The 11,762-nt window shown below is 61.3% G+C and carries 9 protein-coding genes and 1 pseudogene; 6 read left to right on the top strand and 4 right to left on the bottom strand.

Going from position 1 to position 11,762, the window contains the following annotated elements; all coding sequences use genetic code 11:
• Positions 1 to 119: 119 nt before the first annotated feature.
• Positions 120 to 1,211, bottom strand: a complete 1,092-nt coding sequence (locus KVH01_RS17390; RefSeq protein WP_043051027.1) for an NADH:flavin oxidoreductase/NADH oxidase — start codon at positions 1,209 to 1,211, stop codon at positions 120 to 122.
• 90 nt (positions 1,212 to 1,301) lie between these two features.
• Between KVH01_RS17390 and KVH01_RS17385 the strand changes: the two genes are divergently transcribed.
• Positions 1,302 to 1,601: an ArsR/SmtB family transcription factor gene (locus tag KVH01_RS17385; RefSeq protein WP_217882227.1), complete on the top strand. Its 300-nt coding sequence runs from the start codon at positions 1,302 to 1,304 to the stop codon at positions 1,599 to 1,601.
• Positions 1,602 to 1,614: 13 nt separating this feature from the next.
• Here KVH01_RS17385 and KVH01_RS17380 read toward each other — a convergent pair whose 3' ends face one another.
• Together KVH01_RS17380 and KVH01_RS17375 are read right to left on the bottom strand one after the other, a co-directional pair.
• On the bottom strand, positions 1,615 to 2,643 hold the full coding sequence (locus KVH01_RS17380) for a GGDEF domain-containing protein (RefSeq protein WP_217882226.1): 1,029 nt from the start codon (positions 2,641 to 2,643) through the stop codon (positions 1,615 to 1,617).
• 3 nt (positions 2,644 to 2,646) lie between these two features.
• Positions 2,647 to 3,498 (bottom strand): hypothetical protein, encoded by an 852-nt coding sequence (locus KVH01_RS17375; RefSeq protein ID WP_173664483.1) that lies wholly within the window; start codon positions 3,496 to 3,498, stop codon positions 2,647 to 2,649.
• A 328-nt stretch (positions 3,499 to 3,826) separates the two neighbouring features.
• On the opposite strand from KVH01_RS17375, the gene KVH01_RS17370 reads away from it, so the two are divergent.
• From KVH01_RS17370 to KVH01_RS17355, 5 genes and pseudogenes are all read left to right on the top strand, one after another.
• On the top strand, positions 3,827 to 4,717 hold the full coding sequence (locus KVH01_RS17370; RefSeq protein ID WP_217882225.1) for a bestrophin family protein: 891 nt from the start codon (positions 3,827 to 3,829) through the stop codon (positions 4,715 to 4,717).
• A gap of 145 nt (positions 4,718 to 4,862) precedes the next feature.
• Positions 4,863 to 5,939, top strand: a pseudogene (locus tag KVH01_RS30665) (cache domain-containing protein); the annotation flags it as partial.
• A 99-nt stretch (positions 5,940 to 6,038) separates the two neighbouring features.
• A complete protein-coding gene (locus KVH01_RS30660) occupies positions 6,039 to 6,806 on the top strand; it encodes a methyl-accepting chemotaxis protein (protein ID WP_404822073.1) in 768 nt (255 codons plus the stop codon).
• A gap of 171 nt (positions 6,807 to 6,977) precedes the next feature.
• Positions 6,978 to 9,386: a glucose/quinate/shikimate family membrane-bound PQQ-dependent dehydrogenase gene (locus KVH01_RS17360; RefSeq protein ID WP_217882224.1), complete on the top strand. Its 2,409-nt coding sequence runs from the start codon at positions 6,978 to 6,980 to the stop codon at positions 9,384 to 9,386.
• 54 nt (positions 9,387 to 9,440) lie between these two features.
• The gene (locus KVH01_RS17355) at positions 9,441 to 10,706 is read left to right on the top strand and encodes a carbohydrate porin (protein WP_217882223.1); all 1,266 of its coding nucleotides are present in this window, start codon (positions 9,441 to 9,443) and stop codon (positions 10,704 to 10,706) included.
• Positions 10,707 to 10,714: 8 nt separating this feature from the next.
• Here KVH01_RS17355 and KVH01_RS17350 read toward each other — a convergent pair whose 3' ends face one another.
• A complete protein-coding gene (locus KVH01_RS17350) occupies positions 10,715 to 11,698 on the bottom strand; it encodes a helix-turn-helix domain-containing protein (protein WP_043051019.1) in 984 nt (327 codons plus the stop codon).
• Positions 11,699 to 11,762 lie beyond the last annotated feature (64 nt).

Genomic DNA, 11,762 nt, shown 5'->3' with positions numbered 1-11,762 from the left:
ATTTGGCATCCATTCTCATTTGTTATTTTTCGCTCAAGCCTTTGGCCCTCCGTAGTGCATAAACACCAGGCGAAAAAAAGCCACTCACTTGAGTGGCTCTTGTGTATGCCTGGCCCGCCTCAGCGATAGCGTTCCAACCAATGCGCGTAAGGCGCCGGCAAGGTCCAGGAGGATTTTTCCACGCCCAGCTCCTTGGCGGCAAAGTACGCCCAATGCGGATCGGCCAAGTGGGCACGCCCTACCGACACCAGGTCCAGGTGCCCGGCCTGCAACGCGCTTTCGGCCAGTTGCGGGGTACCGAAGCCCCAGGCGGATGTCACCGGGATACCGGCTTCACGACGCACACGTTCGGCAATCGGCCCCATGAAGGCCGGGCCCCACGGGATGTTGGTATCGGGAATGGTGAAACCGACGCTGACGCTCAGCAGGTCGAGGCCACCGTCCTTGAAGCGGCGCGCCAGCTCGATGGACTCGGTGAGGGTCTGCTCATCACGGCCGTCGTATTCGATCACGCCGAACCGCGCGGTAAGCGGCAGGTTTTCCGGCCAGACCTCACGCACGGCGGCCAGGGTTTCCAGGAGGAAGCGGCTGCGGTTGTCGAAGCTGCCACCGTAGGCATCGGTGCGCTGGTTGGAATGCTCGGAGAAAAAGCTCTGGCCCAGGTAGCCGTGGGCGAAGTGCAGCTCGATCCATTCAAAACCGGCGTCACGGGCGCGGCGGGCGGCGTCGACGAAGTCCTGCTGGACGCGGGCGATATCGTCCAGGGTCATGGCACGCGGTACGTTGGGCAGGTTGGCCCCGAACGCGATGGCCGAAGGGGCGATGGTTTCCCAGCTGCGTGCATCGGAAGCCGGGATGTGGTCATCGCCTTCCCATGGGCGGTTGGCGCTGGCCTTGCGGCCGGCGTGGGCGATCTGGATGCCCGGCACCGAGCCTGCGGCCTTGATGGCCTTGACCATGGGCACGAACGCCTGGGCATGGGCGTCGCTCCAGATACCGGCGCAGCCTGGGGTGATACGCCCTTCGGGAGCGACTGCGGTGGCCTCGACCACCAGCAGGCCGGCCCCGCCACGGGCCATACCGGCCAGGTGCACGTGGTGCCAATCGTTGACCATGCCGTCGTCGGCCATGTATTGGCACATCGGCGGGATGGCAATGCGATTGCGCAAGGTAACGTCTTTAAGTTTGAACGGTTCGAACAACGCGGACATCAGATACTCCGGGGAAGGGTGTGTGATTCGATAGTTCGATGGTAATCGAACTATGGTATTGAACGCTACCCCCCTGTTATGATCCGCCCCATGCGAGCCTTCAAACACCCTACACCGCAAGAATTGACGCTTGAGCGCGTGCTTTACGCCTTGAGCGACCCCGTACGCCTGGACATCGTGCGCTGCCTGGCCGGCGTGCCCGAGGCCAGCTGTGGCGAACTGGATGGCGGGCGGCCTAAATCCAGCATGTCCCACCACTTCCGGGTACTGCGCGATGCCGGCCTGGTACACACCCGCAATGTGGGCACCACCCATATGAACTCATTGCGTCGCGACGAGCTGGAGAGCCGCTTTCCCGGGTTGCTGGCAAGTATTCTGTCGCAGCAGTAGATAGGCCTGTGCGTCAGGACAACACCGGCTGCAGCAGCGCACCGTCCAGATGCACGCAGTCCTTGCCGTTGCGCTTGGCGCCATACAGGTTCTTGTCCGCCATCTTGAGCACCGTCGACAGGTCGTCGCCCGCTGAAAAACGCGCCATGCCCGCACTGCACGTGTAGTTATGCGGTGCAGCGACACTGCCGCGGATCGACTGCAGTAACGCCAGGGCATAATCGCAGGCCAGTTCCGGGTCATCGCCCTGCAACAACACACCGAACTCTTCCCCGCCGATCCGACCAAAACTGTGGCTGCCCTTGGCGTTTTTCAGGCACACGGCCATGGCACGCAGGATCTTGTCGCCCACATCGTGGCCATACAGGTCATTTTTTTCCTTGAAACTGTCGATATCCAACATGATGAAGTAGCCACCCTGACCACCACTGAGCAACTTTTCGAAACTTTGCATAAAGGCGCGCCGGTTGAGGATCGAGGTCAGATAATCAGTCTCGGCCAATGCGCGAAACTCACTTTCCACCAGCAATACCGAGCGCAGGTTCTTCAAGTAGGAGTAACTCAAGATAAAACCAATAGACACCGAAGAAGCGCAAAACATCAGCAGATAGACCTCGGTGCCCGCATATATATCGGCCTGCATCGGCGGCCACAGAATAAGCCAGACCAATAGCGCGTCGGCCAGATAATCCTGGACACTGATAAACAAGATGGCGCTGCCCACCACCAGGGTGACGGCCAATGGCAGGCCATAAATGCGCAACTCTTCATTCAAGCAAATGATGTAGGCGAAGCCGACCGACAACAGCACCATATAGGTCACCCCCAGCACCCGCCAAAGCAGAAAGTTGGCGGTCCTGGTATGCACGCGGCAAACAACCAACAGGCCAAGCGTGACGCCCACCGTATAAATATCCAACTGCAGGGCCGGATGAATCAACAACATGCCGACCCAGGCAATAATCCCTATCCATTCGGCTTGCGTCACCGCAGGCGACAGCAAACTGCGCATCCGGGGCCGCAACTTCAAGTTAGCAGGCATCCCCTACGCTCCCATCTCAATAGCATGCAGGCCAACCGCAAATGAAAAGGCCATGAAGCGCTTTACCAGACTTGCGAAAGGTGGCAGGACTTCCAGCCGGGTCTTGGAGTGGGCCTTGAAATAGCCCTTCTCCACACCCTCCTGCACCATGCGGATAATGTGGGTCTTGGACACGGAAAGTTGCTTGGCCAATGCCAGGTAGGACGACGACCTGAAGGTAGTGCGGTCATTGTCCGGCGCAAAGGCATCGTTATAGATAGCCAGCATCAACAGATGCCCGGCATCGCGTTTCACCAGCCAATAACACTCGGGCAGTAACACATCCACCGTCAGTTCAGACGCGAGGATCACGGCAAAACCCTTGAAATAGAGGGCCAGGAACCCGCGATCATCGAGGTCGCGCATCTGCCGGAAAATCTCCCGCTCCGGGTACAGCAGCGCCAACGACTCGGTAAGCGCCGTCAGCATCAAGCGCGCTTCACGGCAAGCTTCATCCGAGGGTGAATACACCCGGAAGCGACTGTCTTCTGGGTGCGGTGCAACCTCCATGAAACCCAGGGCACGAAACAACAGGAAGATTGATTCCAGGCTGTTTTTCGAACAATACCTGCGCGTCACGCACAGGGCCTTAACTTCTGCCAACAATGGCAGCGGGGTGGAAAAGTACTGGCTCAATAACGCAAACGACACCATCAAGCGGCTGTATTTAAGTGCACTCTTGTAGAAAAACGGTCGTCTTGAATAGGGCACGAGCAGCACGTGGTAATGCGCTCTCATGCACGCTTCAAAATCCCTATGACGTTCGAGTGCTTGCGCGGTATTACACATAGCTGACTTCAACGAACTGACACGCATGAAAGAGCCCTGATCAACCAATTATTCCACTGATCTCGGCTACGAAATCCCTGCAGCCAGGCCCCAAAAACAAATCACGTCAAAAACCCTGCCATTAATGGCTTTTTGCCTCGAACGCAATGTACAGCGATTGCCGCACCAGACGTCATTAGTACCAAAGTTGTTCCACATTCAAATCATCTGTGGTCCGCAGTTTCGCGACACCTCTCGTTACATTCTCCCGGGATAGCGACTTATCAACTAATCGATTCAGCACCCTGCGAACCTTCCCTCTCTCGCGACGTCGTAACAGGGCATTGTTGCCAACCACCCACTGCGAGGTGCTCGTTTGAAAGCTGCCGTCCTGAAGAAATACCGCCTGATCATCAAGACCATGGGCTATGTGGGCTGGGCGCTGTTCTGGCTGTTGCTATGGGATGTGGCAGTGACGGTGGACTTCATGCTGTTTCTCACCGCCAAGATCAACTTGCCGCTGATGCCCCTGACATTGCTGGGTTCGGCGCTGGTGGTGCTGATCAGTTTTCGCAACAGCAGCGCCTACAACCGCTGGTGGGAAGCGCGCACGCTGTGGGGGGCGATGGTCAACAACTCGCGCAGCTTTGCCCGGCAAGTATTGACCCTGCTGGATGACGCTTCCGGTGAGGTGAACCCGGTCAAGTCAACGCTGTTGCGCCGGCACGTGGCCTACGTCAATTGCCTGGCTGCGCACCTCAAGGGCCAGCCGTGCCCGGAAGAAGTGCGGGCATTTATCCCCGCCGAGGAATTTGCGCGCAACGGTGCCACCAATAACTTTGCCAATGACATCCTCACCGGCTCCGCTACGTTACTGGCCCGCGAATACCAGGCCGGGCGCCTGGACAGCATTCGCCTGGCACGGCTGGAGTCGACCCTGGTGGACCTGTCCAATGCCCAGGGTGGCATGGAGCGTATCGCCAACACCCCGCTGCCCTACCCCTACGTGTATTTCCCGCGGCTGTTCATTTCGTTGTTCTGCCTGATCGTACCAGTGGGCCTGGTGGAGTCCCTGGGCTGGTTCACGCCGCTGGCCTCCACGGTGGTGGGCTTCATGCTGTTGGCCATCGAACGTATCGGCACCGACCTGCAAAGCCCGTTCAACTCCAGCGAACACCAGATCCAGATGGAGAGCATCTGCGAAACCATCGAAAAGAACCTGCAGTCGATGCAGCGTGATGCCCTGGGTGCCGAGCACACCGGTTAAACCTGGCCCCTGCCCTCAAGTGCTTGCCCTTGCAGTCGATATACAAGGGTAAGCATGGGCCGCTCAGACTGCAAAACAACACATGCGACGCTCACCGCTACCGTTTTCCCCCTTGCCAAAATTATAAATACCCGCGGGAGAAGTCATGAATATCAAGCAAAAGCTGACCTGGGCGTTTGCCGCCATCGCGTGCCTGCCAGTCATCCTGGTGGCCGTCCTGGTGGTGCTGAACCTGCGCGAGGGGGCCCTGGCGAATTTTCTCGATAGCAGTGGCCGCGAAATCCGCCAGATCGACAATGGCATGAAGCAGTTCTTCGACGGCATCAGCCAGAACGTCGAGTACGTGGCCAAGGACCCGCGCGTTGTCGCGGCCAAGGGCCTCAAAAGCTATGCCGGCGCCGACGCTGCACAAATCCCGCTGACACCGACCAATCAAGAACTGCTGGCGATTTTCGACCAGTTCGCCAAGAGCCATCCGAGCACCGCCTACCTGTCCCTGGGCTTGAAGGACGGCGGCTATGCCAGTTGGCCTGACGACACCAAGCTCACTCATTACGATCCGCGCGTACGCCCCTGGTACCAGGCCGCCATCGCCGCACCAGGCACCACCGTGCGCACTGGCGCCTATTACTGGGCGCCGGACGACGTCTCCCTGATCGGCACCGTGCACACCGTCGCCGACGCCAGCGGCAATATCCTCGGCGTGGTCGGCCTGGATGTGTCGCTCAAGCAGCTGACCGAGCTGGTCCGCAACATCAAGCTGGGCGACAGTGGCTACCTGATGCTGGTGGAAGCCAACGGCAACGTGCTGGTCGACCCCAGCGATGCCAAGCACAACTTCAAGCCGCTGGCAGACTTGGGCGCCAACTACGCCGAATTGGCCAAGCGCGGCGACGGCGTGAGCCAGATCGACATCGACGGCGTGCCGTACATGGCCAACGTAGTCAGCTCCCAAGGGCTGGGCTGGCGCTTTATCGGCTTGATCAAGCGCGACGAAGTCATGGCCGGCGCCACCCGCCTGACCTGGTTGATCGCCGGCATCGCGGCGATCCTCGCCCTGGTGTTCGCGATTGTCGGCGCCAGCTTTGCCCGAGTGATCGTGCGACCGATTCGCGGCGTGGCCGACGGCCTGCAAGAGATCGCCGAAGGCGAAGGCGACCTCACTCGCCAACTCAAGGTGCAGGGCAAGGATGAAACCGCCAGTCTGGCGGGTTGGTTCAACCAGTTCCTGGGCGTGATAGCACAACTGGTGCAGCGCATCGGCAATGCCTCCTCCGACCTGCAAACCGCTGCTGCCGACACCAGCGAAGTGGCGCGCAACATGAACCAGGCCGCCGGGCGCCAACGTGAAGCCGTGGAACTGGTCAGCACCGCGTTCAACGAAATGGTGGCCACCGCCAACGAAGTGGCGCGCTCATGCAGCGCGGCAGCGACGAGTGCCGATGAAGGCTACCGCGATGTCCACAACGGCCAGCAACATATCGGCGAAGCCACCAGCAGCGTGCACAAACTGAGCGCAGACCTGCAGAAGTCGACCCAGACCATGGAGTTGCTCGAGCAGGACAGCAAGAACATCAACACCATCCTCGACACGATCCGTTCCATCGCCGAACAGACCAACCTGCTGGCCCTTAACGCCGCCATCGAAGCTGCGCGGGCCGGCGACCAGGGCCGCGGCTTTGCCGTGGTGGCCGATGAGGTGCGCGCCCTGGCCCGTCGCACCGCGGACTCCACCGGTGAAATCGACAGCCTGCTCGGCAACCTTGCCCGCCGCACCCAGGAAGTCACCCAGCAGATGCAGGGCAGCCTGCTGGTGTCCCACGCCAGCGTCGAGCGCATCCAACAGGCCCGCGACAGCTTTGACAAGATCCGCGGCTCGGTGGACTCGATTCGCGACCAGAACACCCAGATCGCCACCGCCGCCGAAGAGCAGCACCAGGTCGCCGAGGAGATCAACCGCCACATCGCGCAAATCCATGCCGATGCACAACTGGTCGAAGAGTTTGCCCACTCGGCGCAGACCGGCTCTGGCCGATTGACGGATATCTCCGGGCAACTCAAGGGGCTGGTCGGTCGCTTCAAGTTCTGACCTTGGCACTGGCCCACTCAAGCCGCTTACGCCATTTGGCGCAAGCGGCTTTTTGCTGTCTGGGATAATCCCAGGATTTGTAAGAGTGCATTACCGAGCTAAATGTACTAACTGGTTACTTATCTTGCTAAAATCCGGCCCCTGCCTTTCCTCACTCGAGTTCTGATCGACATGAAACGAGCATCGCGCGCCGCTGGCGCCTCTAGATTCTTACTGCTGGGCCTGGGCGTCATCATCGCCCTGCTCGGCCTCGCGCTGGCCATCGGCGGCGTCAAACTGGTGAGCCTGGGAGGTTCCTGGTACTTCCTGATCGGCGGCGCGGCCATGGCGATTGCAGGGCTGTTGCTCGCTTGTCGCAAACCGGCCGGCGCCTGGCTGTTCGCGGCCTTCCTGGTCGGTACGGCCATCTGGGCCATAGCGGATGTAGGGCTGGTGTTCTGGCCGCTGTTTTCGCGACTGTTCATGTTCGCGGTCATCGGCATGGTGGTCGCGCTGGTTTACCCACTGCTCGTCAACCAACGTGCGCGGGGGGCCTATGGCGTCGCCGCCGTGTTGGCCGTGGGCGTAGCGGTAGCGGCAGGCAATATGTTTGTCGCCCACCCGAGCGTGGCGCCCACCGGCGCTGGCCCGGGCATCACCCCGGTAGCTGCAGCCGATGCGCAGAAAGACTGGGCGCACTACGGCAATACCGAAGGTGGCAGCCGCTTCGCCGCGCTGGACCAGATCAATCGCGACAACATCGACAAGCTCAAGGTCGCCTGGACCTATCACACCGGCGACGTGGCCCTCAGCGACGGCAATGGTGCCGAAGACCAGCTGACGCCCTTGCAGATCGGCAACAAAGTGTTTATCTGCACCCCGCACAACAACCTGATCGCGCTGGATGCCGACACTGGCAAAGAGTTGTGGAAGAACGAGGTCAACGCTAAATCGGCGGTCTGGCAGCGTTGCCGGGGCATGGCGTATTTCGACGCCACTGCACCCATTGCCCAGCCTACCCAACCCAACAGTTCGCCGATCATTGCCGCCAGCGTGCCAGCCGGCGCGCAGTGCCAGCGTCGCCTGCTGACCAACACCATCGACGCACGCCTGATCGCGGTGGACGCCGACACCGGCAAGTTCTGCGAAGACTTTGGCACCCATGGCCAGGTTGACCTGAAAGCCGGCCTGGGCAATGTGCCGGACAGCTACTACCAGCTGTCCTCCGCGCCGCTGATTGCCGGCACCACCGTGGTGGTCGGTGGCCGGGTCGCCGACAATGTCCAGACCGACATGCCCGGTGGCGTGATCCGTGGCTTCGACGTAATCAGTGGCCAGATGCGCTGGGCCTTCGACCCGGGCAACCCTGAGGACAAGCAAGCCCCGACGGGCGACAACACCTACGTGCGCAGCACCCCGAACAGCTGGGCGCCGATGTCCTACGATCCGCAGATGAACACGGTGTTCCTGCCGATGGGCAGCTCATCCACCGATATCTACGGCGTGGAGCGCACCGCGCTCAACCACAAATATGGCGCTTCGGTGCTGGCGCTCGACGCCTCCACCGGCGCTGAAAAATGGGTGTACCAGACCGTCCACAATGACCTGTGGGACTTCGACCTGCCGATGCAGCCCAGCCTGATCGACTTCACCCCGCCAGGCAGCGACAAGGCAGTACCCGCCGTGGTGATCGGCACCAAGGCCGGGCAGATCTATGTGCTCGACCGCGCCACCGGCAAGCCGTTGACCGACGTGCAGGAAGTGCCGGTCAAGGCCGCCAACATCCCCAACGAGCCTTATTCCCCGACCCAGCCCAAATCCGTGGGCATGCCGCAGATCGGCGCGCAGACCCTGACCGAATCGGACATGTGGGGTGCCACACCGTATGACCAGTTGCTGTGCCGCATCGACTTCAAGGGCATGCGCTACGACGGCTTGTACACCGCACCGGGCACCGATAAATCCCTGAGCTTCCCGGGCTCCCTGGGTGGCATGAACTGGGGCAGCATCTCCACCGACCCGGTGCACGGTTTTATCTTCGTCAATGACATGCGCCTGGGCCTGTGGATCCAGATGGTGCCGTCGCAGAACAAGGCGCAGGCCTCTTCCGGTGGCGAAGCACTGAACACCGGCATGGGCGCCGTGCCGCTCAAGGGCACGCCTTACGCGGTGAACAAGAACCGCTTCCTGTCGGTGGCCGGCATCCCCTGCCAGGCGCCGCCGTTCGGCACCTTGACCGCCATCGACATGAAGACGCAAAAGGTCGCCTGGCAAGTACCGGTGGGCACCGTTGAAGACACAGGGCCCCTGGGCATCCGCATGCACCTGCCGATCAAGGTGGGCCTGCCGACCCTGGGCGGTACGCTGTCGACACAAGGTGGCCTGATCTTTATCGCCGGCACCCAGGATTTCTACCTGCGCGCCTTCAACAGCGGCAACGGCGATGAAATCTGGAAAGCCCGTCTGCCGGTCGGCAGCCAGGGTGGACCGATGACCTACGTGTCGCCGAAAACCGGTAAGCAGTACATCGTGGTCACCGCCGGTGGCGCACGCCAGTCCACCGACCGTGGCGACTACGTGATCGCCTACGCCCTGCCGTAACCCCTCTGTTCGCGCGGTGCTCCGGCACCGCGCTCTGTGCCTGGAACCCTGCGCATGACCCCTACTTCTCATACCTCCTTTGGCCGCCTGGTGCTGGGCCTGGCCCTGGCTGCCGCCCTGCCCGCTCAAGCCGACGACACGACCCTGACCGGCGACTGGGGCGGCCTGCGTCGCGAACTCGACGCACAAGGTGTGCGCTTTACCGGCGACTACAGCGGCGAGACCGCCTACAACGCCCACGGCGGCCAGCATCGTTCGGCGCGCTACTCGCAAAACCTCAAGCTCGGCGTGCAGTTCGACCTGGGCAAGCTCTATGGTTTCAACAATGGCGACCGTATACAGCTGACCATCAATGACCGCCGCGGCAACAGTGCTTCCGAGGATCTGGTCGGCAACCGCCTGCCGATCCAGGAAAACTACGGTGGCCTCTACACCCGCCTCACCGAGCTGAGCTACGAGCGCACGCTGTTCACCCCCGCGCTGAATGTGAAGCTCGGCTATATGGCCATGGGCAACGACCTGGGCGGCCTGGACAGCGGCATCCTGTGCAACTTCATGAACGCCGGTTTCTGCGGGCATCCGCTGAACATGTCCGGCGGCAGCGGTTGGGCCAACTACCCGAATGCGCACCTGGGCGCGCGGGTGAAATATGACTTTTCGCCCAACTGGCAGCTGCGCGTGGCGGCGTTCAATGTCGACCCGTCCAGTAACGGCAACGCCAGTCGCGCCTGGCATGTGGGCCCCAGGCACACCACCGGTACCGTGGTGCCCATTGAGTTGATCTATAAACACGCCGGCGCGCTGCCGGGTGAATACAAGCTGGGGTATTACTACGACAGCTCCGATGTGAAGCGCATTGGTAGCGATAAGAAGGTCAGCGGGCGTGGTGGCCACTACCTGCTGATCGATCAGGCCGTGTGGGCTTCCAAGTCATCGGAAGGTCGCAGCCTGCACGCCTTCGGCCAGTACTCCGCGGCCAGCCAGGCGGCGTCGCCATTCACTAAGTGGTATGGCGCAGGCGTGGTGCTGTACAAGCCGTTCGAGGGTCGCCCACGGGATACCGTGGCCCTGGGTTATGGCCGTGCGGTGCCCAACCCCCGCAGCCGCGATGTGCAGGAGCTGGCAGCGTTCAATGCAGGCACGGCCTATCCCGACCTGGACACGGCCGAACAGTTGATCGAACTCAGTTATGGCTACCAGGCCACGCCGTGGCTGACCCTGCGCCCGGATGTGCAATACATCATCGAGCCGGGGGCGTTTTCCGGTGACAACATCGACAACGCGCTGGTGCTGGGCCTGCAGGTCAAAGCGGTGTTCTAACGTCTGCTTCAGCCCGCGCCCAGGGATTTGCCACGGCCACCGTTCTTGAGCATCGACGGGTTGATCCCGAACTGCTTGCGAAACGCCGTGGCGAAATGACTGGCGTTGGCATAACCGAGGTCCGAGGCGATGCGCATCACCGACTCATCGCCGTTCATCAAGCGGCTGCGCGCCTGGATCATGCGCATCTGCTGGAACACGCCGTAGACGCTGTTGGAAAACAGTTGGCGAAACCCGCGGGTAAGCTTGGGCTGGCTCAAGCCGGATTCGCGGGCTAGCTCCGACAGGCTCGGCGCCTTGCCCAGATCCTCGAGCAAACGATCCCGAGCCCGCACCAGCCGCTGGCGGTCAGTGTGGCTGACCCGACAGGTGCACTCAGCGTCCTGGCGTGCCTGCAGGAACAGGCTCACCAGCGTGACACTTTGCCCGTATAACCACAGGCTGCTGCGTGGCTGGGCCGGTGGCAGGCTGGTGCCTTGATCCATGGCCAGGCCAAGCATATGCGCAGTGGCGCTCATTTCACCGCTGCGATGGCCGTCGAGAAAGCAATGCTCGCAGGCCAGCGCCTTGTGCAGCAGCGGGTCGAGTTTCAGTTCCCACTGGGCCAGCAGCTCGGGGCGGATCATGACGGTGATGTTGTCGATCTCGCCGTGCTGGTGATAAAGGCCATGGCGGCAACGGCCATAGCTGATGCTGCCCGCGCCCTCGTCAATCGCGTAGCGCCGTTGCCGACGCCCATCGCGAAAGCTGCACGCGGCCTTGCCCTTGAGCAGGTTGGTGAAGCTGAAGTGAATGCACTCGCTGTCGTCCTGCAACGGCAGTTCCATCGGCTGCTCGAAGCGACTCTGCCAGCGCACGATATCCAGGCCTTCCTGCAGCGTCATGCGGGTGACCCGGCAATGGGCACCTGGCCCGAGATCGCTTCCATAGCCTCCCGTAATGATTCGCGAGACCGGCATCGGCTCCCCTGCGCCTCCTTGAACGGCTGACATCGTAAATCTCCTGGCTGACCGGATACGGCTCGAATCAGATCACATCGGGGTAGATGTGCGCAAT

Source organism: Pseudomonas khavaziana, assembly GCF_019145205.1.
GTDB classification, from domain to species: Bacteria; Pseudomonadota; Gammaproteobacteria; order Pseudomonadales; family Pseudomonadaceae; genus Aquipseudomonas; species Aquipseudomonas khavaziana.
The sequence above is the reverse complement of the archived record's forward strand: the minus strand, read 5'-3'. Positions and strand labels throughout refer to the sequence as shown.